General features: G+C 68.3%; 22 protein-coding genes. 8 read left to right on the top strand and 14 right to left on the bottom strand.

Features of this window, described 5'->3' with window-relative positions:
- Positions 1–63: 63 nt before the first annotated feature.
- Entirely contained in the window at positions 64–765 is a 702-nt protein-coding gene (locus tag Ssi02_RS31825; RefSeq protein ID WP_204031278.1) for a LuxR C-terminal-related transcriptional regulator, read from the bottom strand.
- Positions 766–1105: 340 nt separating this feature from the next.
- Between Ssi02_RS31825 and Ssi02_RS31820 the strand changes: the two genes are divergently transcribed.
- From Ssi02_RS31820 to Ssi02_RS31810, 3 genes are all read left to right on the top strand, one after another.
- Complete coding sequence (locus tag Ssi02_RS31820; protein ID WP_204031277.1) at positions 1106–1813, top strand: choice-of-anchor protein CoaP; 708 nt, start codon at positions 1106–1108, stop codon at positions 1811–1813.
- 205 nt (positions 1814–2018) lie between these two features.
- Entirely contained in the window at positions 2019–3107 is a 1089-nt protein-coding gene (locus Ssi02_RS31815) for a quinone-dependent dihydroorotate dehydrogenase (protein WP_204031276.1), read from the top strand.
- 23 nt (positions 3108–3130) lie between these two features.
- Positions 3131–3334, top strand: coding sequence for a heavy-metal-associated domain-containing protein (locus Ssi02_RS31810; protein WP_204031275.1), 204 nt, complete (start codon positions 3131–3133; stop codon positions 3332–3334).
- A 153-nt stretch (positions 3335–3487) separates the two neighbouring features.
- On the opposite strand, the gene Ssi02_RS31805 is transcribed toward Ssi02_RS31810, so the two are convergent.
- From Ssi02_RS31805 to Ssi02_RS31795, 3 genes are all read right to left on the bottom strand, one after another.
- Positions 3488–5464 carry a glycosyl hydrolase family 18 protein gene (locus tag Ssi02_RS31805; RefSeq protein WP_204031274.1) on the bottom strand — a complete coding sequence of 659 codons (1977 nt, stop codon included), beginning with the start codon at positions 5462–5464 and terminating at the stop codon, positions 3488–3490.
- A gap of 367 nt (positions 5465–5831) precedes the next feature.
- Positions 5832–7454, bottom strand: coding sequence for a beta-N-acetylhexosaminidase (locus Ssi02_RS31800; protein ID WP_204031273.1), 1623 nt, complete (start codon positions 7452–7454; stop codon positions 5832–5834).
- A 183-nt stretch (positions 7455–7637) separates the two neighbouring features.
- The gene (locus Ssi02_RS31795; protein ID WP_204031272.1) at positions 7638–8483 is read right to left on the bottom strand and encodes an N-acetylmuramoyl-L-alanine amidase; all 846 of its coding nucleotides are present in this window, start codon (positions 8481–8483) and stop codon (positions 7638–7640) included.
- Between the two features lie 136 nt (positions 8484–8619).
- On the opposite strand from Ssi02_RS31795, the gene Ssi02_RS31790 reads away from it, so the two are divergent.
- Positions 8620–9096: a hypothetical protein gene (locus tag Ssi02_RS31790; protein ID WP_204031271.1), complete on the top strand. Its 477-nt coding sequence runs from the start codon at positions 8620–8622 to the stop codon at positions 9094–9096.
- Positions 9097–9200: 104 nt separating this feature from the next.
- Here Ssi02_RS31790 and Ssi02_RS31785 read toward each other — a convergent pair whose 3' ends face one another.
- The 3 genes from Ssi02_RS31785 to Ssi02_RS31775 form a co-directional block, all read right to left on the bottom strand.
- The gene (locus Ssi02_RS31785) at positions 9201–10310 is read right to left on the bottom strand and encodes a LacI family DNA-binding transcriptional regulator (RefSeq protein ID WP_204031270.1); all 1110 of its coding nucleotides are present in this window, start codon (positions 10308–10310) and stop codon (positions 9201–9203) included.
- An 819-nt stretch (positions 10311–11129) separates the two neighbouring features.
- Positions 11130–11333 (bottom strand): developmental transcriptional regulator BldC, encoded by a 204-nt coding sequence (gene bldC / locus Ssi02_RS31780; protein WP_013133571.1) that lies wholly within the window; start codon positions 11331–11333, stop codon positions 11130–11132.
- A 323-nt stretch (positions 11334–11656) separates the two neighbouring features.
- Positions 11657–12529: a DUF8083 family protein gene (locus Ssi02_RS31775; RefSeq protein ID WP_204031269.1), complete on the bottom strand. Its 873-nt coding sequence runs from the start codon at positions 12527–12529 to the stop codon at positions 11657–11659.
- 117 nt (positions 12530–12646) lie between these two features.
- Here Ssi02_RS31775 and Ssi02_RS31770 point away from each other — a divergent pair, with 117 nt between their 5' ends.
- Together Ssi02_RS31770 and Ssi02_RS31765 are read left to right on the top strand one after the other, a co-directional pair.
- Positions 12647–13750, top strand: a complete 1104-nt coding sequence (locus tag Ssi02_RS31770) for a Leu/Phe/Val dehydrogenase (RefSeq protein WP_239130160.1) — start codon at positions 12647–12649, stop codon at positions 13748–13750.
- A 152-nt stretch (positions 13751–13902) separates the two neighbouring features.
- Complete coding sequence (locus tag Ssi02_RS31765; RefSeq protein ID WP_204031267.1) at positions 13903–14127, top strand: DUF3073 domain-containing protein; 225 nt, start codon at positions 13903–13905, stop codon at positions 14125–14127.
- Positions 14128–14770: 643 nt separating this feature from the next.
- Here Ssi02_RS31765 and purM read toward each other — a convergent pair.
- Both purM and purF read right to left on the bottom strand, forming a co-directional pair.
- Positions 14771–15796 carry a phosphoribosylformylglycinamidine cyclo-ligase gene (gene purM, locus Ssi02_RS31760; protein WP_204031266.1) on the bottom strand — a complete coding sequence of 342 codons (1026 nt, stop codon included), beginning with the start codon at positions 15794–15796 and terminating at the stop codon, positions 14771–14773.
- Positions 15793–17229, bottom strand: a complete 1437-nt coding sequence (gene purF / locus Ssi02_RS31755; RefSeq protein ID WP_204031265.1) for an amidophosphoribosyltransferase — start codon at positions 17227–17229, stop codon at positions 15793–15795. The genes purM and purF overlap by 4 nt, the downstream gene beginning before the upstream one ends.
- 309 nt (positions 17230–17538) lie before the next feature.
- On the opposite strand from purF, the gene Ssi02_RS31750 reads away from it, so the two are divergent.
- A complete protein-coding gene (locus Ssi02_RS31750; RefSeq protein WP_204031264.1) occupies positions 17539–18756 on the top strand; it encodes a DUF4190 domain-containing protein in 1218 nt (405 codons plus the stop codon).
- A 66-nt stretch (positions 18757–18822) separates the two neighbouring features.
- Here the strand turns inward: Ssi02_RS31750 and Ssi02_RS31745 are convergent, their stop codons facing one another.
- From Ssi02_RS31745 to Ssi02_RS31725, 5 genes are all read right to left on the bottom strand, one after another.
- Positions 18823–20115 (bottom strand): CU044_5270 family protein, encoded by a 1293-nt coding sequence (locus Ssi02_RS31745; protein ID WP_204031263.1) that lies wholly within the window; start codon positions 20113–20115, stop codon positions 18823–18825.
- On the bottom strand, positions 20108–20752 hold the full coding sequence (locus tag Ssi02_RS31740; RefSeq protein ID WP_204031262.1) for an RNA polymerase sigma factor: 645 nt from the start codon (positions 20750–20752) through the stop codon (positions 20108–20110). Before Ssi02_RS31740 ends, Ssi02_RS31745 begins: the two co-directional genes overlap by 8 nt.
- Before the next feature lie 237 nt (positions 20753–20989).
- Positions 20990–21436, bottom strand: a complete 447-nt coding sequence (locus Ssi02_RS31735; RefSeq protein WP_204031261.1) for a sterol carrier family protein — start codon at positions 21434–21436, stop codon at positions 20990–20992.
- A 645-nt stretch (positions 21437–22081) separates the two neighbouring features.
- Positions 22082–22780: a Crp/Fnr family transcriptional regulator gene (locus Ssi02_RS31730; RefSeq protein WP_204031260.1), complete on the bottom strand. Its 699-nt coding sequence runs from the start codon at positions 22778–22780 to the stop codon at positions 22082–22084.
- Entirely contained in the window at positions 22777–24855 is a 2079-nt protein-coding gene (locus Ssi02_RS31725) for an adenylate/guanylate cyclase domain-containing protein (protein WP_239130158.1), read from the bottom strand. The genes Ssi02_RS31730 and Ssi02_RS31725 overlap by 4 nt, the downstream gene beginning before the upstream one ends.
- Positions 24856–25201: 346 nt before the next feature.
- Here Ssi02_RS31725 and Ssi02_RS31720 point away from each other — a divergent pair, with 346 nt between their 5' ends.
- Entirely contained in the window at positions 25202–26377 is a 1176-nt protein-coding gene (locus Ssi02_RS31720) for a collagen-like domain-containing protein (protein WP_204031259.1), read from the top strand.
- The last annotated feature ends 90 nt before the right edge of the window (positions 26378–26467 follow it).

Below are 26467 nucleotides of genomic sequence, written 5' to 3'. Positions count from 1 at the left end.
TATGGGGTCGCGGGTTGCGGCGGGTCCGGCCGGGACAGGACCCCTCAACCCCGGGGAGAGGTGTTATTGCGGGCGCCGGGGACCGGGCACCTCGCTGGGCCGCGCGCTGAGCACCAGGGCGATGGCGTGTGCGCGGTCCCGGGCGCCGATTTTGCGGAGGATCGCCTTGATGTGGCTCTTCACGGTGTCGTGGGCGATGCACAACCGTCCGGCGATGGTGCGATTGTCCAGCCCCAGCACGACCTCCTCCAGCACCTCACACTCGCGGGGGCTGAGCCCGAAGCGGTTCTGGTGGTTCTCCCAGGAGGTGGTACGGCAACGCCCGATCCTGTCGTCCAGCACCCTTCGCCCCGCCCGCACACTTTGCAGGTGGAAGACGAGGTCTTCCGGCGGTGACGTCTTGAGCAGATAGCCGAGGGCGCCCGAGTCGAGCGCGGACCGCGCGAGCAGCGGGTCGTCGCGGGAGGTGAGGATGACGGGTGACGTGCGCGGACTCGCCGAGCGGGTCCAGTCGCAGAGTTCCAGCCCGTTGTTGCCGGCGATGTCGACCTCGCACAGCAGGATGTCGGGCTTCAGTTGCAGGATGATGCTGCGCGCCTCGGGCACCGCCGACGCGGACCCGACGAGGGAGAACCTCGGAGTGCGGGTGAACACCACCCGCAGAGCCAGGTGAATCAGCTTGGCCTCGTCGACGATGACGATCCGGCATTCCGCGTTCCGCACATCAGCGGTAGACGTTCCGGAACCGAGTGAGTTCTCGGCCATGACCCCCCTTTCCGGCTCGTGGGCGAGCAATTCGATGATCAATGTAGTCGTGCGCAACCGTGAGGTTCCGCGACACACTCACCCCCTGGGGTGATTAACCCCCCTTGACTCACCTCATCGGCGTGAAGCGGCGGTGGGGAACACGCGCTGCGTCCGTTAAACGCCATCCTTAGTCACGCCTAAAAGGCAAATATCGGTGTTTTCCGGCCAGGGTGGTTTAACTCCATTCACTCACCCTATGGAGTGAACCTGCGGCTCGAATGGCGTTTCTGCTGGTCAGGTCTTCTTAGTGTGGCGCCAGGCGTCATTGAGATGGAAAGTAAGCAGGGGGTGCTTGACGGTGTCTATCAAGCGGGGGCTCGCGGTCGCCGCGATGACCGGATTGAGTTTGTTGACGGCGGTTACGTCCAGTGAGGCGGCCAAGAACAACACGACGCTTCACGCGTATGGCATATCCGTCGGAGGGTCGCCAGGAACTCCGCTGGCCAACGTCAACAATCCCCACGCGTCTGTCGCGAGCGTCAACATTCCACCGGTGACCACAGGGGTCGTCACCGTGTCGGTGACCCAGACCCCCGCGGCCGGCACCGAGTCGGCGACCGCGCAGACGGCCGGATTCGGCGCCACCGTGGCGGGGATCGCCCTCGCCATCGGCGCGGCCGAGGCAACCTGCAACGCCAGCGCCGCCGGCAACACGGGTTCGACCACGCTGGCCAACGTCAACATCCCGGGTATCTCGGTCGGGTCCAACCCCGCTGCCAACACCACGTTCAACATTCCAGCGGGCCTTCCGGTGCTGACCGTCGTCTTCAACCAGCAGATCCCCAACGCGAACGGCAGTCTGACCGTCAACGCCGTCCACATCACCACGATCGTGCCCGGGACCGACATCATCGTCAGCCAGGCCCAGTGTGGTCCGCCGGACGCCAGCCCGGTGATCCCGCTCGCCTCCGGAGCCGGCCTCTACCTGGGTCTCGGCCTCGCCGCCGCCGCGGGTTACGGCCTCGTCCGGATGCGCCGGCGCAACGTCGGCACTGCGGCGATCTGACCGCGGTGACTTGACCATGGCGATCTGACCTAGCCTGCTCTCCAAGCCCCCGGAGCGGCATCACAGAGGAGCCCTGCGGATCACCGCAGGGCTCCTCTCGTGTCCGTCACCGTGACGCCTCGCCGTCGGACAGGCCTATGCCGTTCGGTGTCGTTCGCGTACGAGAGCGGAGGCCCTGGCAGGGGCTCCGGTAGCCTTTGCGTCGATGTACAAATTCGTGTTCTCGCTGCTCCTCAGCCGCCTCGATGCCGAGCAGGTGCACCATGCGACGGTCGGGGCCCTCGCACTGCTGTCCAGAGCGCCGGTGGTCAAGAAGGTGCTCCACCGCCGCCTCGCGCCCCGCGACCCGGCGCTGCGCGTCGAGGCCTTCGGCGTGCACTTCCCCGGTCCGCTGGGCCTCGCCGCCGGGTTCGACAAGGACGCCGCCTGCGCCGAGGGGCTCGCGGCCTTCGGCTTCGGCCACGTCGAGGTGGGCACGATCACCGCCCACGCCCAGCCGGGCAATGCCCGGCCCCGGCTGTTCCGGCTGCCGCGCGAGCGGGCCCTCATCAACCGCATGGGCTTCAACAACGGCGGCGCCCACGCCGCCGCCAGACGGTTGTCCCGGCCGCGCGGCGTGCCCGTGGTGGTGGGCGTCAACATCGGCAAGACCAAGGTGGTGCCCGAGTCCGCGGCGGTCGACGACTATGTGACGAGCGCCAAGGAACTCGCGCCGCTCGCCGACTATCTGGTGGTCAACGTGAGCTCGCCCAACACGCCGGGGCTGCGCGACCTTCAGGCGGTCGAGTTGCTGCGGCCGCTGCTCGTAGCGGTCAAGCAGGTGGCCGACGGCACGCCCCGGCGCACGCCGCTGCTCGTGAAGATCGCGCCGGACCTCTCCGACGAGGACGTCGACGCGGTGGCCGACCTCGCTCTCGACCTCGGGCTCGACGGCATCATCGCCACCAACACCACGATCAGCCGGGCGGGGGTGTCGAGCAGGGAGACCGGCGGCCTGTCGGGGCGTCCGCTCAAGGCGCGCTCGCTTGAGGTGCTGCGCCGGTTGCGCGCCCGGGTGGGCGACCGCATCACGCTGGTGTCGGCGGGCGGGGTCGAGAACGCTGACGACGTCTGGGAGCGGCTGCTCGCGGGGGCCACGCTTGTGCAGGGTTACACCGGCATGATCTACGGCGGTCCGCTGTGGGCGTCCCGCATCCATCGGCAGTTGTCGCGTCGGCTGAGATTGCGGGGCATTACATCGGTTCGTGAGGTTGTGGGGCGTACGGCGGGCTCCGCAGATACCCTGGGAGGGTAGTTCCGGATTTCAGGGAGATGTCCATGAGTGTGGCGACATATACGGTTACCGGCATGACGTGCGGTCATTGTGTGAGCTCGGTCACGGAGGAGGTCAGCGAGGTTCCCGGCGTCACCGACGTCAAGATCGACCTGGCCACCGGGCGTGTCGACGTCACCACTGACGGCCCGGTCGAGGACTCCCTCATCCATGCCGCCGTTGAGGAAGCCGGCTACAAGGTCGTTTGAAGCCCCGGCCAGATGGGCGTCGGGCGGTTCCGCAGGCTTATGCCGTACGGCCCGATGTGACGGACAAATGCAAAAGGAAGTGGGCCGGTCCCGGAATCCGGGACCGGCCCACTCATGTGGCGGTCAAGCGGGTGAACGCTTTACCCGTCGGTGTTAGCCGTTCTTCATCGCGGTGATGAGCTCACCGTTGGTGGTGTCACCACTCAGCTCCCAGAAGAAGGAGCCGCCGAGGCCCTCGCCCTTGGCGTAGCCCATCTTGCCGCTGATGGTGGCCGGGGTGTCGTAGCTCCACCACTGGTCGTTGCACTTGGCGTAGGCGGTGCCGGCGATGGTGCCGGTCGAGGGGCAGCGCTGCTTGAGGACCTTGTAGTCCTCGTTACCCGGCTCGATGCCCGGAGCCGGACCGGTGGCGGTGCCGCCCGGCGTGGCCTGGGTGACGCCGGACCAGCCGCGGCCGTAGAAGCCGATGCCGAGGAGCAGCTTGTTGGCGGGGATGCCCTTGCTCTTCAGCTTCTGGATGGCGGTGTCGCTGTCGAAGCCCGCGGTCGGCATGCCCGGGTAGCCGCGCAGCGGCGAGTGCGGGGCCGTCGGACCCTGGGCGGCCCAGGCGCCGAAGAAGTCGTAGGTCATGACGTTGTACCAGTCGAAGTACTGCGCCGCGCCCGCGTAGTCAGCCTTGTCGATCTTGCCACCGTTGGTGCCGTCGGCGGTGATGGCAGCGGTGATCAGGTAGTTCGGACCGAACCGCTGGCGCAGGGCCTGGGCCACGTTCTTCAGGGCCGCCGGGCCGCTGGTGTCACAGGTGAGACCACAGGCGTTGGGGTATTCCCAGTCGATGTCGATGCCGTCGAAGACATCGGCCCAGCGGGGGTCCTCAACCAGGCGGTAGCAGGACTCGGCGAAGGCCGCCGGGTTGGCCGCAGCCTGCCCGAAGCCGTCGGACCAGGTCCAACCACCCACGGAGAAGAGGATCTTCAGGTGGGGGTGCTTCGCCTTGAGCTTGCGGAGCTGGTTGAAGTTGCCGCGCAGCGGCTGGTCCCACGTGTCGGCCACGCCGTCGACGCTCTGGTCCGCGGTGTAGGCCTTCTCGTAGTCGGCGTAGCTGTCGCCGATGGAGCAGACGCCGCCCTGGGACTTGGCGAAGGCGTAGTTGATGTGGGTCAGCTTGGCCGCGGAACCACTCGTGTCGATGTTCTTGACGTGGTAGTTCCGAGCGTAGACGCCCCACTGGACGAAGTAGCCCATGAGCTTGTCGCCGGGGTTGACCGTGCCGGGGTCGGTCTTCACGGTGACCGGGTCACTGGGAACGGAGGCGTTGCCGGCGCGGTCCTTGGCCTTGACCGTGTAGGTGTACTCGGTGTTCGGCGTGAGGCCGCGGTCGGTGAAGCTCGTGCCCGTGGTGACCGTGTCGACGACTGTGGTGCCGCGCAGGACGTCGTAGCCCGTGACGCCGACGTTGTCGGTCGAGGCGTTCCAGTCCAGCGAGACCGTGGTCGCGCTCTTACCGGTGGAACGCAGGTTGCCCGGCTTGGAGGGCGCCTCGGGGTCGCCGCCGCCGGTGGTGTCCGTCCGCACAGTGGCCGGGTCGCTGGCGACAGAGGTGTTGCCGGCGCGGTCCTTGGCCCTGACGGTGTAGGTGTACTCGGTGTTCGCGGTCAGGTTCTCGTCGGTGTAGGTCGTGCCCGTGGTGACCGTGCCGACGACGTTGGCGCCGCGCAGGACCTCGTAGCTCGTGACGCCGACGTTGTCGGTCGAGGCGTTCCAGGCGAGCGTGATGCTCGTCGCGGTCTTCGCGGTGGAACGCAGGTTGCCGGGCTTGGAGGGGGCCTCGGGGTCCACGGGCGGGTTGCCGGTCGAGGGCTTCCACAGCGCCGGAACGTTCGGGGGCTCCCAGCCGGTCAGCGAGGTGTGGGGCTGAACGCACTCGTAGTCGACGCCGTTGTAGGACACGATGGCGCCCTTGGCGTACGCCGTGTTCGGCGCCCACGCGGGGGCCGCTGCGGTCTTCGCGGCCGCGGGAGCGGCGGCGGGCGCGGCGGCGGCGACTGCCGGGGTCAGAGCGGCTGCGGTGAGGGGCATGGCCACCACCGCCGTGGCCGCTACGAACTTGCTTAGAGTTCTGCGATTCATGTATTGCTCCGACATCCGGTTTGGGGGGATGGGATGGGGGGGTAGGAGCTCAAACTATTAGGAAGGTTTCCTGTTAATTTCGAGGAGAACTTAACCCCTGCCAGCGCAGTCGTCAATGACGATACGCGCACCCCGCAAGCCGGTGCTCGGTGACGGAACCGCCCGAGAGACGCGTGAGATGCGGCTTTGCTAAGGACTCGCGGCGGTTGTCCTAAGAAAGTTTGAGGTGCTCTTAAGCTTCCTGCACCCTTGATCAGTATTTGTCCGAACATGCGTACGGCGGGGCCCGGCAACCAGGCCCCGCCGTACACGGATCTCTCAATTCACATGAGCCACACGCAGCGCATATGTCACACCCGCATATGCCTCACAGGCTCGGCCGGGTGGAGTCGGCGTGCAGCGTCATCGTCTCCAGCTTCGACATGACCTCCTCCACGTTGATGACCCCCGGCCGGTGCCGGCGCCTGCCGGTGCCGCCGCGCTGCCACGGTCGCGGCCCCTCCAGTGGGCGGTATTCCACACCCATCGCGTCGAGCCGGGCGAGATGCCTCGGCAGGCGCTCGGTGAGATCCGGCTGCCCGCCCGACCAGGTGATCTCGGCGAGCACCGCGCCACGCGGCCACGCCCGGTAGTCGAGCGTGCGCGCGTCCGGGATCCGCTCGGTCCACAGCTGGAACTGCGCGCCGACAACGCCGGCGGCATCCTTCGGGTCCCAGCTCTCCGGCGCGGGGTCGAAGGCGGCGACGTCGGCCACCGTGGTCGTCTCGCCGATGCCGAGCGGCTCCTCTTCGGACGCCGCCTCGATGTAGTCGAAGTAGAGCGGGAACACCGGCGTCTGCACCACGTCGTGCCCCGCCGCGGCGGCGCGCCGCGAGACACCGGTCCCGCGCCAGGGCATCACGACCGTGTCGTCCCTGAGCATGCCGCTCACGAACGCCTCGTCCCACACCACCGCGCGGCTGCCCCGCTCGGCGAGCACGTCGGCGAGCTGGCGCAGGAACCACGCATGCAGGTCGCCGAGCTCGCTGAGGCCGAGACTCCGGCTGAACGCCATGATCTCCTCGGAGGCGGCCCAGTCGTCGAGCACACACTCGTCCCCGCCGATATGGACGTACGGCGTGGGCCCGAGAGCCGCGAGCAGCTCATCGATGATCGTGGTGAGGAAGTCGATCGTGCCGGGGAGAGGGGAGAGGATCGCTGGCGAGATGCCCCACCGGTCGAGCACGGCGAACTGCTCGCCCCGCGGGCCGAAGGCCGGATAGGCCGCCAGAATCGCCGATGCGTGGCCGGGCACGTCGATCTCCGGCACGACGGTGACCTCGCGCGCCCGCGCGTAGGCGCTGATCTCGGAGAGGTCGTCGAGCGTGTAGTAGCCGCCGTGGGGCACCTCGTCGTAGGTCAGCTCCTCGCCGTAGTGGCTGCTCGCCGTGCGCGGCCGGTGCGAGCCGACCTCGTGGAGCAAGGGGTATGCACGGCTCTCGATGCGCCAGCCCTGGTCGTCGACGAGGTGCAGGTGCAGCCGGTTGAGCTTGTGCGCCGCCATGATGTCGATCATGCGGAGCACTTCACGCTTCGGCTGGAAATGACGGGACACGTCGAGGTGTACGCCGCGCCAGGTGAACCTGGGGGAGTCCTCGATCTGGACGAAGGGGACGGTCCACTGCGTGCCCGGGATGGCGACGGTCCGATATGCCGCGGGCGGCAGCAGTTGGCGCAGCGTCTGGCCGGCGTAGAACGCTCCAGCCCGGTCGCCCGCCGCGATGCGGATGCCGTCGGCGTCGACCGCGAGGGTGTAGGCCTCGGGGCCGAGCTCTGGGACCAGGGTCACGTCGATCGTTCCAGACTCGCCAGGCTTCGGGTCGAGTGCGGCGAGTGCGACCCGGATCGCACCCACCAGTTCGGATGGGCCCGACACCGGAGGGCGGAGGGGGAGCTCGAAGGTCCCTTCCGCGGAGTTCACCACACGCGGACGCGGCAGCAGATCAGTCATGAGGGGAATCATGCCAAACAACCCTTAGTTCCCCCAGGCTTGTGGATCAAGTAATCATCATGCCTTAACAGCGCTTTGAGGCACGAAACTATGCTGACCAGCACAAATGTCCTCGTCGGCTCCCGGCGGGAGCGTCCACGGAGGCGACTGTTGTCGGTCCGACTGGTGAGAAGAGAGTGTCCGCTACTTGAGATAGTTCTGAAGCCCTGTTGCCAGCGCCTCCGCGAGCCTCTGGCGGAAGGCGGGGGTCTGGAACTTCGCCGCCTCACTGGGGTTCTTCATGTTGCCCGCCTCGAAGAGCACCTTGGGCACCGTCGACAGGTTGAGCCCGCCGATGTCGTTGCGGAAGTTGAGCGCATTTGTGCCGATGTAGGTGGAGTAGGGCAGGCCGGTGCCCGCCTTGACGGCGTCGCGGATGTCGATGCCGAGCCGCTTGGAGTCGGCCACCACGGGGTCGACCGGGCCGTTGATCTTCTTCGGCAGGATCACATGGAACCCCTTGGCGCTGGGCGCCGCCCCGTCGGCGTGGACCGAGAGCGCCGCGTCGGCCTTGGCGGCGTTGCCCATCTCGGCACGCTTGGTGATGCAGGGGCCGACCCCGGTGTTGTTGGTGCGCGTGACCTTGACCTTCGCCCCCCTGGCGCTGAGGAGCTTGGCCAGCCGCTGGGACACGTCGAAGTTGAAGGCCGCCTCGGTGTAGCCGTTCGCGGTCTGGGTGCCGGTGGTGTCGCACGCCTTCTTGCCGGTCAGCACGTCGACCTGGCGGTTGATGATCTCCGGGTGCTTGTAGTTGGCCCCGTTGTGGCCCGGGTCGATCAGCACGACCTTGCCCTGAAGCGGCGGTCGTGCGGTCGCGCGCGCGGCCCCCGCGGAGGCCGGGGGAGCCTCGGTCACGGTCGCCTGTGCCGCGGTGCGGAGGGCCACCTCGCCCCCGGCGGCCTGCTCGGATCCGGCCTGCGCGCCGCCGCAGGCGGTGATGCCCAGTCCGGTCAGAACCAGGACGCTTGTCGCGAGTGCTCGGCCGATCACGTGAATCCCCCTATGTCGACGAGCCCCTCGGGTCCTTCCCAACGCCAAATGATCAAATTGGGATGAGAGGCATAGATCCCACCTTACGGAAGTCCTCCCGCCCGGGTGGCCGCCAGGGCGATGGGACTCACCACACGTGCTCGCCGACCTCCTGGCGCTGAGCCTCGTGACGTGGCACTTCCTGGTGCGGGCCGCTGTGGTGCTGAAGTTCACGGTGCTGAAGATCACGATGCTGCGGATCGTGCTGCTGAAGGTCGCGCTGATGAACATCCTGCTGCTGAAGATCGTGCTGCTGAAGATCGTGCTGCTGAAGATCGTGGTGCTGGAGGTCGGGATGCAGGACCTCGTGGTGCTGGAACTCCTGCCGCTGGAGCAGTGCGGCGAGCTCTCTGGCGTCCTCGGCGTCGAGGCCGAGCACCACCCGGGGGCGGCCCCACGGGTGGTCGACCGAGTGGGCGACGTAGCCGGCCACGGACTGCGCGCCGTCCTCACCACTCCTGCCGCGGGCGGCACTCCAATGTGCCCACCCGCGTTCGAGCTCGGCAGCGGCACGCTGGGCGCAGGAGGAGAGTTCTGGATCGCGCATGGCTGTTGCTCCCGTCTCAGGTCATGACGGCCCGAGTCAACACCAGCCTGAGACGGGTCTTTCCGAGCTTGACCTAGCCTTGGCCAGGTCTTGGCACGCCGGGGTCTTGGCGTGCCGATCGTGAGCTGTGCTCACACGTTGTCCGCTCCTTGCGGAACGGGACCTGTGCTCCGCCGTACGACGAGTTGCGGAGTCACCTGACGCAGCCTGGCGACCTTGGCCGGGTCGCCGATGCGGTCGCTGAGCAGCGCGGCGGCGGACCGGCCCATGGCGCGGCGCGGTTGATCCACCGTGGTGAGCGAGATGTGGTGCACTGAGGAGAGGTGGGTGTTGTCATAGCCGACGACCGAGAGGTCCTCGGGCACCGACAGGCCCATCTCCGTGGCCGCGGTGAGCACGCCCAGCGCGACCACGTCGTTCGCCGCGAAGATCGCGGTGGGGCGGGGGTCGCGCGACAGCAGAGCGTGCGCCGCTCGCCGTCCGCCCTCCTCGCTGAAGTCGCCGTGCTCGACCATGATGTACGGCGCGAGCGCGTGCCGGCGCATGGCCACGAGGTAACCCTCGCACCGGAACCGCGCGGCCGACGACCGTGCGCCCTCGATGTGGGCGATGCGCCTGTGGCCGTGCTCGACGAGGTGGTCGACGGCTAAACGTGCGCCCAGCTGGTCGTCGTCGACCACGATGTCGACGCTGTCCAGCTCGATGTCACGTTCTCCCACGACGACCGTGGGGGTGTAGGACGTGGCCTCGATCAGAGTCTCGCTGGTGGGGGCGATCCCCAATAACACGAGGCCGTCGACCCGCAGTTCGAGGAACGCCTCGACGGCCTCGTCCTCGAAGGCGGGATCCCACTGGCTGTTGCCGATCAGCAGGCGGAGCCCGTCGCCGTGAAGGCTCTCCTGCAGCCCGTCCAGGAACTCCGCGTAGAACGGATTGTGCAGGTCGGCCACGAGTGCGCCGACCAGGTGCGTGCGCCCTTCGACGAGGCTGCGCGCCACGGCGTTGGGGCGATAACCGAGTTCTCGCGCCGCCGTCAGCACCGCCTGGCGGCGATGCTCGCTGACGTGCGGTGAACCGCGCAAGACCAAGGAGACCAGCGATTTGGAGACGCCGGCCCGTTCGGCCACGTTGCGGATGGTGGGCCGGGGCCGAGGGCCGAAACCGTCAGAGGCGACGGTTGTGGCACGTTCTTGCTCATCTCGGGCGCGCGGTGCTGTGGTGTTGACTGGCGGTCCTGACATGTGTCTCCCCCGCGATGTGTGGATGGGCACCTGTCACACCAAACGATCGAGTTCCGCGCAGGGTACGGCTCGCCGTAAGAGAAGCCGCGTTTTCCGGTGTCCCCAGGGGGCTCTCCAGAGGCGTTCCGAGGGGCGGCGGCGGGCGTGCGCGGAGCACCGCCGGAGACCGCCGGCACCGCTTTGACTAGGCAAATGTCTCCGCGAAGGAACATGAGTGGCTCGCGGGCGTGCGGTGACACGGACGGAATCGAAGAGTGAGGTCGTCTCACGTTGTGTGGCGAGATGCACAGAGATCATGTACTGGACGAGGGGTACGGCGGTGCCAGACAGTGGCGTATTCCACAACTCAGACAGAACGGGTTGACCGCATAGTGGGCGGACTCAGTCACGAGGGCCGTGCGGAGGGATGCGAACACGTCACACAGAGTGAGATGCGCGAGCACGGCGGGGAACGTGGAGGCCGGGAACGTGTAAGGCGGGGAACACGCGCGTGGTGGGGGCGCGCGAGGGTTGGGCTCGCGCGAGGTGACGGGGTGACCGGGAGTGCGGTCAAGTGGTGTCGCGCGGGTGGAGCCGGGGAGTCGGGAGGAGACGAGGGGTGGACCGGTCAGCCGGTCGGCCTTGAAGAGGGGGATGGGTCGTGCGTCGGGGTTGTCGTCGTTCGGGGAAGGATGGCGCCGGGCGGGCGGCGCCAACTCCCCGTGGGTTGCGGTGTGATGCGGTCTGTCGTCACGTGGGCGGACCATGGGGCGTACGGCCGGCTAACACCGCCGCCCCCGAGTCCACCTAAACCCCCCTAGGCTCGTGACGACCCCGTGCTCACTCCGAGCGCTGCTGCGGAATGCCCGCGAGCAGAGCACGCACCTCGGTCTCCCGATAACGTCGGTGACCGCCGAGGGTGCGGATGGACGTCAACTTGCCCGCCTTGGCCCACCGTGTAACGGTCTTGGGGTCGACGCGGAACATGGTGGCGACCTCAGCCGGTGTGAGCAGTGGCTCGGCCTCGGGTGTACGAGCTGACATTTGTGCGGCCTCTCCTCCGTGTGGACCGCGAAAGCGATCCTGCGACTACCATTGCGCTTGTCACGGATGTCCCCCTATGGCCCTCTGCGTGCGGCTTTTCTGGACCATATGCGGCATCACCCGATGTGACCATACAGCCACGCAGAGCGATTGGCGAGACCCTTCTTGGGCTCAACTCCCTGCCTGCGCGGCGTCGTCACGCTCGGTGATTCTAGCGACACGTTTCGTGGTATCGCAGTGAAAACGGCAAACTACTCAGTTCGCAGATGCGCGATGTGTCATCGCCTGACCTGGCGATGCAGGTCAGACTGCTTCTTTGGTGCTCAGTTGGCTGATTCCAGGATCTGGATCGACCTCCACCGGAGGATCACCCTCTGATACATGGCGTAGGCAAGTTCTTCCTGACCAGTGTCCAAACCTGTGAGAGCGGCACTCAGCTCGGCTACCGACTGGTCCGCGCGCAGCGTCTCGTCGTCCATCAGGTTGACCAGGCCGCCGTAATCCAGCTCGACCAGCGAATGTGGGTGGAATTCCTCCAGCCACCGTGCCACATCCTCCACCTCGGCCGCGGTCGTGGCCTCGCCCGCATGCCGGCGGATCACCTGGAGCGAACGGGCCACCCTGCGCCTGGCCTGCGACATCGAGGTGACATAGATGAGATTGCGGGTCGGGGTCATGGTGGTGGCGCCGTCCTGCTGGTGCTCGACCGGCTCACCGAGCACCAGCCAGCGCTCGGCGCCGTCGAACGGCGTGAACCACGAGGATGGCACGTGCCAGGTGGCCGTCCGGATGTGCGTGCGCAAGGCATTGGCACCCGACCGGCGCTTGAACATGTCGAAATCATCGGCCGTCTGATCGGCCACGGCCTGCGGCACCAGGCGGTTCATCAGCCTGACCGGCGTGCTTCCGCGCAGTTTCGCGAAAGCGAGCCACGAACGCAGCCTGCTCTGCCAGGGGCAGACGTAGAGGATGTTGTCCACACGCCGCAGATACGCGTTCTCGCTCTCCTCATGCGGAGCCGGCATCGGAGGCAGGCTCAGTAACCGCCGCACGGCCTCGCCGTGCTCGACGCGCAGTGCTCCCGCGCGCCTCGGCCGATCGGTGGAGTCGGCGTAGGCCGACCACACGTGTCTCTGGGCTTCGGGAAACGCGCTCAGCGGCTCATAGACGCGGAGGTACGCGGCATAGGGCAGCACCAACGCATCGTGTCATGAAGAAGCCCATGCTGTCCGGCATCACAAGTCAGCATGTCGCTACCCTGGAGGCGATCTCCCGCCGCAAAGAGGCGGCGGACCGGACCGGGAGTCACCACAGTGACCAACGTCTTCGGGCTGTCTCACAAGGACGTCAGCTCATACTCCGGCCAGACCGGCCATGAACAGGTGGTTTTCTGCTCTGACGAGCGGAGTGGTTTGCGGGCAATCATCGCGATCTACAACACCCTCCTCGGCCCCGCGCTCGGCGGCACGAGGTTCTACCCCTACGAGAGCGAGCAGGCGGCCCTGGCCGATGTGCTCAATCTCTCACGCGCCATGGCCTACAAAAACGCGCTTGCCGGGCTCGATCACGGCGGCGGCAAGGCCGTGATCCTCGGCGACCCCGGCCAGGACAAGAGCGAGGCCCTCCTGCGGGCTTACGGCAGATTCGTCGAATCACTCGGCGGCCGATACATCACCGCATGTGACGTCGGCACCTACAGCGAGGACATGGACGTCATGGCGCGCGAAAGCCGCTTCGTCACCGGTCGTACGGTGGCCAACGGCGGCGCCGGCGACTCATCGGTCCTCACCGCATATGGCGTGTTCCAAGGCATGCGCGCGGCTGCCGAGCACCTTTACGGCGCGCCCACCCTCCACGGCCGCAGGGTCGGTGTCGAGGGTGTCGGCAAGGTCGGCCACCGCCTGGTCGAGCACCTGATCGAGGACGGCGCGGAGGTCGTGATCTGCGACGTCAACGAGCGTGCCGTGGAGACGGTCAAGGCCCGCCACCCCGGGGTCGAGGTCGTCGACGGCAAAGAGGCCCTCATCGGAGCCGAGATCGATGTCTACGCTCCCTGCGCCCTCGGCGGCGCGCTGGACGACGACACCGTGGCCCGGATGACCGCCAAGATCGTCTGCGGGGGCGCGAACAACCAGCTCGCCCACCTCGGCGTGGAGAAGCAGCTCAGCGAGCGCGGCGTCCTCTACGCTCCCGACTACGTGGTCAACTCCGGCGGCGTGATCCAGGTCGCCGACGAGCTCCACGGCTTCTCGATGAAGCGGGCGAGATCGAGGGCCACTCAGATCTACGACACGACACTCAAGATTTTCGCCATCGCGGATGAGGACGGTGTGGCTCCCGCGGTGGCAGCCGATAGGCTGGCAGAGCGCAGAATGTCGGATGTCGGGCGAGTTGGGAGCATTTGGCTGGGCCGGTGACCCACCACGCCCATACGGCGTACCGAGCTGAGCGCAAAACAGGTACGGTAATAGGCGAACGAGAAGCTGGCGCCTGAAGTCAGGCGGCGCCAGTGTGTGATGCGTCAGCGACGAGGGGTCGAGCTACGACCCCGCATGAGGGGGTCGAGCCGATGGGGCGCGGCCGAGCCAAGGCCAAGCAGGTGAAGGTTGCCCGCCGGTTGAAATACAACAGCGGCGGCACCGATCTCGAACGTCTGCGTGAGGAGCTCGGAGTCAGCCATGACTCCACCCACGACGACGACGCTTACAACGAGCTCGCCGAGCGTTATGCCGATTACGCCGACGATGGCGGCGACGAGGATGACCGGGACGACCGGCATCCGGGCCGGCATTAAGGATCTTCATCCTTGACAGAGCAGGCACCCGGCGGCCTCGGCCACCGGGTGTCTTCTCCGTCATCGCTTCGTGGCCGGCACAGGAGGACCTCCGTGCCCTCCGGCCTGCCACACGGCTAAACGTCAATATGCATGTCCGGCCATGTCAGAGACATGGCCGGACAAAGTCTTGTACAGACAACAAGCCGCGGCCGTCGGCCATGACTTTGCCGTGCAGAACCTGAACCGCACCGGTTGCCTCGTCACCTCGGGCGGCTGCGGCCGACAAGCTTCACGGCTTGTACCGGCAGGGCCACGGCAGACCGTCCGGTGCGCGCCGAGCAGGCCCGGATTGCCGTTTTTCTGGACCGGTCGGGTCTGAGGTGATGTCTACAAGTCCGCACCACCCTCGGGCCGACTCGGGTGTTCTGGGGTGTTTGCCGGGCCATGCCAGGGCAGGCCCGGTGGACCGGTGTTTTCGCCTGGTCGGCGGTGTCAAGGCCGACCGGCCGGTAGGCCGGGTCGCCCTTGCCGGACCGGCCCCGCGGGTTGCCGCCCGATGGAAGGGCGATCGCCTACCCGGATGGGTTGCCCGCCCGGAGGGAGAACCCGCGTGGCCGTGCCTGGATCGGCCGGGAGCGGCCGGCCGGTGGGCGGGTGGGGGTCAGCGGTAGTTTGCCTGGCCGTGGCCGGGGACGATCTCGCCCATCACCCAGGCGGGGAGGTCGCGTGTGGCCAGGGTGGCGAGGGCGGTGTCGACCGTGCCGGGGGCGACGATCGCGCAGAAGCCCACGCCGAGGTTGAAGGTCTTGTCCATGTCGGCCTGTTCCACCCGGCCGTGGCCCGCGAGTACTTCGAAGATCGCCGGTGGTGTCCACGACGAGCGGTCGAGCACGGCGTCCAAGTGCGAGGGCAGGGAGCGGGCCAGGTTGCTCTCGATGCCTCCACCGGTGATGTGCGCATACGCATGCACGTCGGCGGCCTTGGCGAGAGCGAGGCAGTCCAGGGAGTAGATCCTGGTCGGCTCCAGCAGCTCCTCGCCGAGGGTGCGCCCGAGCTCCGGGACCTCGGCCAGAAGGTCGAGGCCCGCCGTACGCACGATGTGCCGTACCAGCGAATAGCCGTTGGAGTGCACGCCGGAGGAGGCCAGCCCGAGCACCACGTCGCCCTCGCGCACGCGGTGGGGGCCGAGCAGGTCGTCGCCCTCGACGACCCCGGTGGCGGCGCCTGCCAGGTCGTATTCGTCGGGGCCCATCGCCCCGGGGTGCTCGGCGGTCTCGCCGCCGACCAGCGCGCAGCCGGCCAGGCGGCAACCTTCGGCGACACCGCCCACGATCTCGGCGACACGCTCGGGCACGACCTTGCCGCAGGCGATGTAGTCGGTCATGAACAGCGGTTCGGCGCCGCACACGACCAGGTCGTCCACCACCATGCCGACCAGGTCGCGGCCGATCGTGTCGTGTTTGCCCAGCATCTGGGCGAGCATGACCTTGGTGCCCACCCCGTCGGTGGAGCTCGCGAGCAGGGGGCGCTTGTAGCGAAGGAGGGCCGAGGCGTCGAACAGGCCGGCGAAGCCGCTGGCCTCGGTGACCACCTCGGGCCTGGTGGCCCGCGCCACCTTCTCCTTCATCAACTCGACAGCACGCTCACCCGCCTCGATGTCCACACCGGCGGCGGCGTAGCTGGTCATACCTTGGCCTCCAGAACGTATTTGCCCACGTTGTCCTGATCGATGGGGATCGGGTAGGAACCGTTGAAGCAGGCCCGGCACAACCGGTCCTCAGGGATCGTGGTGGCCTCGGTGAGCCCCTCAAGGGAGATGTAGCCGAGCGAGTCGGCGCCGAGGGAGGCCCTGATCTCCTCGACGCTCAGCGAACCCGCGATCAGCTCCGCCCTGGTGGCGAAGTCGATGCCGTAGAAGCACGGCCAGGACACCGGCGGGGAGGAGATCCGCACGTGGACTTCGAGCGCTCCCGCCTCGCGCAGCATGCGCACGATGGCCCGCTGGGTGTTGCCGCGCACGATCGAGTCGTCCACGACCACCAGGCGTTTGCCCGCGATGACCTCGCGCAGCGGGTTGAGCTTGAGCCGGATGCCGAGCTGGCGGATCGTCTGGGAGGGCTGGATGAACGTGCGGCCCACGTAGGAGTTCTTGACCAGGCCCTGGCCGTAGGGGATGCCGCTCTCCTCGGCGTAGCCGATCGCCGCCGGCGTACCCGACTCTGGGGTCGGGATCACGAGGTCGGCCTCGACCGGGTGCTCGCGGGCGAGCCTGCGGCCCACCTCGACCCTGGTCACCTGCACGCCGCGGCCCGCGATCGTGGTGTCGGGACGGGCCAGGTAGACATACTCGAACAGGCAGCCCTTCGGCTCGGCCAGCGCGAACCGGCGCGAGATCACACCGCGCTCGTCGATGGTGATCAGCTCGCCCGGCTCGATCTCACGCACGAACGTGGCGCCGACGATGTCGAGCGCCGCCGTCTCGGACGCCACCACCCAGCCACGCTCCAGGCGGCCGAGCACCAGCGGCCTGACACCCTGCGGGTCGCGAGCCGCGAAAAGCGTCTTCTCGTTCATGAACACCAGCGAGTAGGCGCCCCTGACCTGCGGCAGGAGCTCGGCAGCCGTCTGCTCGACGGTCTGCCCCATATCGCGGGCGAGCAGTGCGGTCAGCACCTCGGTGTCGGTGGTCGCCCGGGTCGAACCGGGCGCGAGACGCGCCGCGAGCTCGGGGGTGTTGATGAGGTTGCCGTTGTGCGCGAGCGCGAGCCCGCCCACATCGGTGGAACTCAGAGTCGGCTGGGCGTTCTCCCAGACACTTGAACCGGTGGTCGAATACCGGCAGTGACCGATCGCGATGTGGCCGCGCAGTGTGCCCAGCACAGACTCATCAAAGACCTGGGCGACAAGACCCATGTCCTTGTAAATCAAAATGCGGGAACCCTCGCTGACCGCGATGCCCGCGGACTCCTGCCCGCGGTGCTGGAGCGCGTACAGTCCGTAGTAGGTGAGTTTGGAAACTTCCTCGCCAGGAGCCCACACCCCGAAGACGCCGCAGGCGTCCTTCGGTGCGCGGTCGTCAAGGTCCAGGTCATGGCCCAGTCGGCCGTCGCCCTTAAGCACGTACTTCAGTTTAGGTCGGACTCTTTCGTGCTCGCACCTCCGGGTACACGACTGAGGTCAACCGTCACGCCTTGTCACACTGTGGTGCAACCCTCGCCGCGGTTTTGCCGTGTCTCGCGAGTCGCCGGATCGGGTTCGGGGGATCGTGAGTTGAGGATCTTTCATCCCTTGCCGCGAAACGGTGTTCTGAGTTCCTTCGACGCCCTTCTAGCTGGTCAGAGGCGATTGTGGCCACGGACGGCCACCTGAGGGCGCGGATCGGATCTCGGCCGCCGTGGTTGCCGCGCCGACAGGTCGGGAGGCTTAGACGTGACAGCACCAGGGGAACCGCCGCAGAAGGGTCCGAAAGGCCACGACTCCGGCCAGGACACCGGTGCCGCTTGGGACGCCTGGGACGAAGGAGCCGACCGTGAGCCGGGTGACGGATGGGCCGCGATCGCCGAACGTGACTCGGGGGACGCGCCCTGGGCCTTCCCCACCGGGCGGCAACCCGCGTGCCATCAGATGACCGGCGACGTCAAGGTCGCGGGTCACCGTACGGAGGACGCCGACGAGCTGCGCGGCATGCATGTCGACGTCGACGCCGAGGACGCGGAGGCCTGGTGGGACGCGCTGCAGGAGAGCGAGGGGGAGCGGACGATCGAGTTCGAGCTCGACCTCGCCGCGGCGGATCGAGCCGTCTCGCCGCAGGACAGCCAGGACGCCTGCACCGTTCCAGGATCGCCCCCAGCGGCCTATCCCGGCTGGCAGGGGGCCGCTGAGACGCTGCCCCTCAACGTGCTCGTCCCCGGTGACGTGGATGAGGCGCTGCGCACCACGCAGCCCACGGCGGCGGTGAACACGGCGTCGCGATATGACCCGCCGACCACGCCCATGCCGTACTGGGATATTCCCGGCTCGCCCCGGGTCACCCCCGTGCCGCCCACCGTAACCGCGTCTGGCCCCGAGACACCCGATCACCCCGAACGCCCTGATGGCCCGGCCCCCGGCCGGCCGCCTGAGGAGCGGCCCACACCCGGCGGCCCCCCGCCGGGAGGACGGCAGGGCCCCGGCGGCCCCGCGCCCGGAGGAGGCGCTCCAGGCGCCCCTGGAGGGCCGTACGGCGGAGGCCCTGGGGGCGGCCCCGGCGGCTACGGGAACGTGCCAGGGGGGCAACCACCCGGCTACCCGCCCCCGCCGGGACCGCCGCCCGGAGGATGGCCCCCGCCCCGGCCCGCCGGCGGCGGGCTCGCCACCACCGCCCTCGTCCTCGGCATCGCGGGCATCCTGCTTCTGCCGATCTTCGGGATCGGGCTGCCGATCGCGATCCTCGGCCTGATCCTCGGCATCGTCGCCACCGTCAAAGGGGTTGGGCGCGGACGGGCGATCGCCGGGATCGTCCTCAGCCTCATCGCCATCGTGCTGGCGATCATCGCGATGGTCTGGTTCGCGAACAGGTTCGGCGAATGCCTCAACCTGCCCACCCAGGACCTGGTCCAGCGCTGCCTGGAGCGCAAGCTCGGCGTGACAAGCCCGGCGGCCCCCTAGGTCCGATGGGGATCCCGCCGGCTCCGCCGTAGACCGCTCGGGCAGGGGCGAGGGCGAGGCCTGAGATCAGCCTGCCGCGTCCTTGGGGCCAGACGTCTTCGCCGGCAGGTCGGGCTTCTCATCGGTCCAACGGCTCTCCTTGAGCGCCTCGTAGAACAGGACCGCCGCCCCTTGCCTCGACCAGTCCGGCGCATCGGTGTACTCCAGTGCCAGCGGCAGCCCGGTTTCCGTGTCCACCACGAGCCGCTCCGCGCCCTCCGACGCGCCCAGGGCGGCTGTGCGCGGGATGCCGACGGCCCGGCCGCGGCGGCCGAGCGCGTCGGTGACCTCGCCGAGCGCCGTCACGGTGGGCAGGGACGCGAGCATCCGGTATGCGGCGGCCCGCACCTGCGGGGACACCGGGAAGTGCATGATGACGGTCACGCCGAGGTCGTAGAGCCGCTGGTCGGTGTTCTCGCCTTTGCCCAGCGGCGGCATGCCGCCGCGCGCGACGGTCTTCTCGACGACCTTCTCCAAATAGTCCCGGAGCCCTTCAGGGGTGGCGGGCAGCCTGTCCAGCCGGTCTGGGGTCATCGGTTCGCCGCCGGCCAGCGTGCCCAGTGACCCGCCCGCGTCCTCCCGCTGGGCTTCGCGTGCGCCCGGGGCGCTGGTTACCGTCCGGCCCGGTACCACGGTGGACTTACCGTCGGTCGTGATCTGCTTCGCCGGATACGTCCAGGTCTTCGGCGAGCCGTCGGCGCGCCACGCCTTCTCGTCCTCCGGTCCGGCGGGCTTGGCCCCCAGGAACTGGGAGATTCGCCAGGTGGGTTCGCCCGCCGCCGGGGACGCCCACAGTTCTTGCGACCAGGTCCGCCTCAGCCGGTACTTCCCGTTGGGGGCGGGCTCGGTGCCGCCGACGACGACATGCTTCACCCAGTAGTCGCCGTCCGCGGAGGTCTTCGCGACCGACGTCGCGGCTGCGAGCAGGATCTGCCGGGCCGACGGTGCCGCGCCGGGCCGCGTGGACAAGCCGGGGGACGCGCTCGCGGAGGACGGCTGGGCGAGCGTGATGGAGTCCGGGCTGTCCGGGGCCGAACCCGATGCGATCACCACGGTGACGGCGGCCGCCGTGGCGAGCAGTCCCGTCCCGAGCGCCGTCCACCTGGCCGTGCGCGGCGCGCCGTCGCGGCGCGCCGCCTCGGCGGCGGACCGGCGGGAGCGGGAGCGGGTCGCTGTGGCCGGGGGAAAGTTCTCCCCGGCGTTCGGGGCGGTTGTCCGGACGCCGAGGGAGGCGAGGAGCCGGGCACGGCCCTCCATGGTCACCTGCGGGGAGGGCGAGGGCGCGGAGAGCAGGTCCCGCACGGTGTTCAAGTCATCCATCTGCGTCTCCAAAGTCCTTGCGCATCGGGTTGACGCCGCCCAGAGCATCACGAAGCTTCCTGCGGGCGCGAAAGAGCCGCGACCCGACGGTGCCGGGGGAGATGCCGAGGGCCTGGGCGATCTCCTCGTAGCCGAGCCCGGCCAGGGCCGTGAGGACCAGCACGTCACGGTCGGCCGCGGAAAGCGCCGCCAGCGCGGACGCGAGCCGGCCCTGCACGGCGGCGGCGGTCAGGCGCTGGGCCACGAGATCCTCGTGGCCGGAGTCCGTCACACGCTCGCCCGCCGTCCGCTGGAGGGCCTGGAGGCGGCGGGCCTCGCTTCTGCGGTGCTGCGCGACGAGGTTGGTCGCGATCCCGTAGAGCCAGGCCCGCACCTGGCCGCGTGCCGCGTCGAAGCTCTCCCTCTTGCGGAACGCCACGAGGAACGTCTCGGCGGCGAGATCGTCGGCGACCTGCGTCCCCAGCCGACCGGCCACATAGCGGTAGATCTCAGGGAAGTAGCGGTCGTAGAGAACCGCGAACCGCTCGGGGGAATGGTGGGACTGCTCGACGAGGGCGGCGTCGTCAACCTCTTGGTCGTCAATCTCCTGGTCGTCGACCTCTCGCGTGAGGTGGGAGACCTGCGGCCGGACCGTCATGCGCCCTCCCGACGGTCCGCTAAGGAGGTGTGTCCACTCTGATTCACGCCATGACTCCGCTGGACCCCGGATTCTTCTTCACGGGCGCCGGTGCGTGCTCAGGGGGTGTGGACGGCGAACGCCCGGGGGAAGTCCGGCCCGGCCGCCGGTCGTGTCCCAGGGGCGGGAAAACCGGCGGACGGCCCCTAGCTGTGGTGACCTGCGGGGTTGTGGGCACGCGCCCCTAGGGAGCGACTTTCACGTCAGTGGGAGGTAGGGCGAGAGATCGGCGCGGGGGCCGCTAGCGCTCGTCGTGGGCAGCATGAGTGCGTCGGCCCAGGTCATGCGGCCTGCGGCAAGATCCAGCCAGGTCCTCGGCGCCAGCTCGATCACGTTGGGCGGCGTGCCGCGCGTATGTCGTGGGCCCTCCACGCACTGCACGGCGGCATATGGCGGAACCCGCACCTCCACCGACCGCCCCGGCGCCTGGGCGGCGAGCCGGTCGAGCAGATGCCGCACGGCGAGCCGTACGGCATCGCGCTCCATACCGCGATCCGCGTCATAGGCACGGAGCACCGCGGCGACAAGCGCCCCCAGAAGGTGCTCAAGCCGCTCGGGTCCGTCATAGGGCGGTTCGCCGGCCGCGATCAGTTGTGCGTCAAGCGCGGCGCGCACGGTGTGCGGGTCGGGTTTACGAGGTGGCACGCCCCCTATCTTGCCGGGTCGGCATGCCCGATCCGCCGGGCCGGCCCTGTGCGTGCGGCCCTGTCACGGTCGATGACCCCGGCGGCGAAGCCGTGGTGATTCACAACGACGTCCCACCGCCCGGCGGGCCGGGGCGGAGGTCCGGGCGGCGGTCCCGGCGGGGGCGGGTAGCCGGGTGGTTGCCCCCCTGGCACGTTCCCGTAGCCGCGTAGCCACCGGGACCGCCCCCCGGGTCTCCGCCGTACGGCCCTCCAAGGGCGCCTGGAGGGCCTCCTCCGGGCGCAGGGCCGCCGGGGCCCTGCAACCTCCCGGCGGGGGCCGCCGGGGGCGGGCCGCTCCTGGAGGCGGCCGGCTTTGCCGTACCGGCCTGTACGGCGGAAGCCGTGCCGGTGGCCGGGTCACCGGGCGGTCACCGGGTGCGGCGGCGTTGCGGGGCTGCCGTACGTGTTCGTGGCGGCTTTGCCGTACCGGCCTGTACGGCGGAAGCCGTGCCGGTGGCCAGGTCGCCGGGCGGTCACCGGGTGCGGCGGCGTTGCCGGGCGGGCATCCGCGTCGGCTTCGCCGTACATGGCGGCTTTGCCGTACCGGCTTGTGCGGCGGAAGCCGTATCGGTGGCCGCGGCGGGCTCGCCGGGGCGCCGCCGGGTCATCGTGCGCGGCGGCGTAGGCCGTCGAGGTCGTGGATGACGACCCGGCGGCGGCCGGTTTCGATGAGGCCGCGGTCGCGCAGGAGGCGGAGTGCCTTGCTGACGGCCTCGCGGGACGAGCCCGTCCAGCCGGCCAGTTCGTCCTGGGACAACGGGAGCGTTACACGTAAGCCGTGAGCTGTGGGTTCGCCGTAGCGCTCGGCCAGTTCGACCAGGCGGGTGGCCACCCGTCCGGTGGTGTCGTAGGCGCCGTATTCGATGCGCTTGCGGTCGGCGTCGCGGAGTTTGGCGGTGACGAGGCGCATCAGCAGCACCGCGACCCGGCCGTTGGCCCGCAGATAGGCGGAGAAGTCGTGGACGGCGATGCCTTCCACTCGTTCGAGCGCGGAGACGGTGGCCGAGCGTGGCAGGCCGTCGATCGCCGACATCTCACCGATGAGGGCGCCGGGCCCGCGGATCGCGAGCACCACCTCGGTGCCCGCGGTCGTATGGGAGGAGACCTTCACCCGTCCCGACGTCAAGACGAGCACCCAGTCGGAGGTCTCCCCTTCGGTGAAAAGGGTGGCTCCTCGCTCCCAGCTGCGCGGACGGCCGCCCTCCTGGAGTTGGGCGACTTCATCGGATGTCAGGAGGTCTAGAAAGACATCGGATTCGAAGGGCTGGTTTGCGAGATTGGTTCTCTGTGTATGTGGAGTCATGCCAGCCTCGTAAGGACATAGGCGTGAACGGGATGCTTTTTGCCTTTGAGATGAAGGTCGCCGAGTGACCAGACGGTCGCTCCGGGGCCGATCATGTTGCGTGTGTCGGCGCCTATGACGACTGTGCCGGGCTCGGCCAGGGTTTGCAGACGGGCGGCGACATTGACGCAGTCGCCCATGGCGTTGAAGCCGCGTAGTTCAGGACTGCCGATATTGCCCACCAGGGCAGGGCCGGTGTTAATGCCAACGCGCCAGCGCGGCCATTCGACCCGGCGCATCAGACCCGCTCGTTGTTCGGCGGCCACTTCGGCTGCTACGCGCTTGGCCGCCGCCTGCATCGCGAGTGCGGCGCGAGCTGCGGCTTCGGCGTGGTGGGGCTGCCGTGCGGGTGCGTTGAAGAGGGCTAGTAGTGCGTCGCCTATGAACTGCACGATGGTTCCCCCATTGTCCAGAATGCAAGGGACGGCTGCTGTGTGATAGCGATTGAGCATTTCCACGATCTCCTCGGGCGGGACCCGCTCGGAGAACGTGGTGAAACCTTTCAGATCGGCGAACAGCGCGGTGAGTTCGACGAGTGAACCGCCGAGCGCGGCTTGGGCCGGATCTGCGAGCAGTGACGCGGCGACATCCGGTGACATGTACTGCCGGAAAAGCGTCCCAAGCTCCTGGTAAAGCCTGCCGTTCTCCAGAGAGATGGAAACCTGCCCGGCCAGCGTCTCGGCCAGCGCCTCATCGTGGGGTGTGCGTCCGACGGGAACTTCAAGTACACCGGCAAGCCGGTCCTTCACCGTCAGTGGGTGCACCACTACACCATCCAGATAAAGGGGCAAGTTGTCCAGCTCATAAGGCATACGCAGCCCGAAAGGTCCAGGAACTATCGCGCCATCGACCATCAGCCCGATTCGGACATCGCCGTACGCTTTGCGCACTCTGTCCAAAGTCGCGTTAATCAGGTCGGACTCCGGGAGTCCAACCCGCGAGTCCCGGCCGACCGCCACGAGAGCGCTGAGCCGGTCGGAGAGCTCGCGCTCGTTGGCGAGCGCCAGCCCCGCGCGATCGAGCACCGCGGCCTGCCCCTCGGTCAAGCCGAACTTGCCGGCCAGCCGCAACGCCGTGGGCAGCCCGTCGGTGGTGCTCCGCTGCCGGATGTGGTCGACCAGTTCCTCGAGGACTCTTCCGTATTCCGCCTGGATGCGGCGCACGGTTTCCGAGAGCGCGACCGAGTCGAAGAGACCGGAGCTGCCGCCCTCCCGCCTGAACTGGATATGCGCGCTGTACGCCACGAACATGAAGGCGAACAGCAAAAGCAGGTGCCACTCCCACCAGGACAGCGCCCAATTACGTTGGGACATCCCGGCGATCATCGCCTCGGCCAGCAGGGCGTAGGCGGTGACGAGGCTGATCAGCATCGTCGAGGGGCGCCTGCGATAGAGCAGGTACATGAGAAGCGAGGCGCCGGCGAACAACACGACGGCGCCCAGTGAATAGACCCCGAGGCCGGCTCCGGCCTCGGTCGGTTTGGCGCTGAGCGGGGTGAGTCCCGGCACGAGCGACGCCACTCCCCAGCCGACGAGCACGAGGACGAGCCCGGCGCGCAGCGGCATCTGGAGCTTGAGCACCAGCCTGGCCGCCCGTGCCCGCAGCGGCAGCGCCGAGATGAAGGCGAAGACCGACGCGATTGTCATGCCGACCGGCTGGGCCAGATCGAACCCTACGTTTCCCCCCGGAAGAATGATCTTCGGGGTTGAGAGGGCATGGAGCACAAAGAATCCCGCGCTGCTCAAGAAGAGCAGGGAGACAAGTAGCAGGCGCGCGTCTCCGCGGGACGCCGCCGCCTGGCTGATCATGAGACCGAGCACCACGTTGACTGCGGCTATGAGGAGGATCAGCCAGAAGTGTCCGTGGTTGTGCTCCCACTTGATGTTGAGCTGGGTGGGATATGCCAAGAGCAGCCACAACCCCAACATCGGGGCGGCGAGGTGGATCAGCCATACGAACACCCTGACCGGGTGGGTCGCGGGGGGAAGATATGGTTCCCGCCCTGAAGCCTCGTCGACCGTGCCGGATCTCGTCACGCTCCTCCTCCGCGTTACTTCACCGATCGGCCCCGAACTTCCTGATTATCCAGTGCAACGCGACATACGTCTGTGTTTGGAGCGGTCCATACACCGATCAGTTGGTTTTTATGACAAAAGTGAAACGTGATCGCATTGCTATGGGTTTGGGCTAGTTCGTTGAGAGATGTCTAGATAGATTTCCCCGCGCGCATGAGAGATGAGTGCTGGTCAGAGCCGCCGTAGGCTGCCAACGGACTGAGACCGATCTTCCGCCTGTTCGGATGCCGGTCTCGCGCCCGTGCCTACGGGACGGGTGGGGCGGCACTCCATTTGGCCTCGGAGACGAGGCAAGGAGGGGCCCATCATGGGTGCAGGAACACGCGGACGCGTGCGGATTGGTGGCAAAGGCCTACAACTCGCCGCGATTATCGCGGCAGCCGTAGTCGTCGGTGGGGGGATGACCGCCGGTGGTGTGGTGCTGGCGAGTTCGTCGACTTCGGACCAGAGCAAGATCTACGCCTGTGTGAATAAGAAGACGCAGTTGGTACGGATCATCGCGGCGAAGACCAAGTGCCGGACGGGTGAGACCCGCGTCTCGTGGAATGAGGAAGGCCAGCAGGGCGAGGCCGGCGAGCGTGGCGCCCAGGGAGACAAGGGCGAGACCGGAGCCACCGGCGCCGCCGGTGCCACCGGGGCCACCGGCTCCCGCGGCGCGAAGGGCGAGGCCGGCGCTCAGGGCGCCCAGGGCGAGGCGGGAGCTCAGGGGCCTCAGGGTGAGGCCGGAGCCCAGGGTGCTCAGGGTGAGGCGGGCGCTCAGGGCGCTCAGGGCGCTCAGGGTGAGACCGGAGCTCAGGGCGATCGCGGTGCCGACGGCGCTGCAGGCGCGAAGGGCGACAAGGGCGACCAGGGCGATCAAGGTGCCCAGGGCGCTCAGGGTTCCCAGGGTGACCGTGGCGCCGATGGTGCTGCGGGTGCGAAGGGCGACAAGGGCGACCAAGGCGCCCAGGGTACCCAGGGTGATCGCGGTACCGATGGTGCTGCGGGCGCGAAGGGTGACCAAGGCGAAAAGGGCGCTGCCGGTGAGCAAGGGCTGCGCGGCCCAAAGGGTGACAAGGGTGACAAGGGCGATAAGGGTGACTCCGGCATCGCGTCGGTGAAGGTGGAGGACGAGAGCTTCACCATCAACAGCTCCACCAGGTCGGCCACGGTGAATTGCGACAGGGGAATGGTGGCCACCGGCGGTGGTTTCCAGCTCACCAGCAGCCAAGGCCTATCAAGGATCACCGGCAGCATGCCTACGGCGGCTGGCACGGGATGGACCTTCTCCGCCCTGGTCAACGGCGGCGGCAGTAACTCCATCACCGGAACCGTCTACGTGATCTGTGTGTCGGGTGCCGCCGGCGGCGGGTCCAGCAGCTCGACAGGCTTCAGCGGCGGGGCGGAGCAGCCCGGCGAGGACGACCAGGGTGAGGATGACGGCGGCTCCTACAAGGACAAGGCTCCCGCCACCCCACAGCCCTCGGGAACCCCTGGCCGCTGAGGTTAAGCCGACACCCGCTTCACATGGTGGGGGCCAAGCCCCCGGGCAGGCGATCGCCGGCCCCCACCAACCCACATAAGCCGAAAATCC

This window comes from Sinosporangium siamense (assembly GCF_016863435.1).
Lineage (GTDB): Bacteria > Actinomycetota > Actinomycetes > Streptosporangiales > Streptosporangiaceae > Sinosporangium > Sinosporangium siamense.
This window is presented reverse-complemented; position numbering and strand designations above follow the sequence as displayed.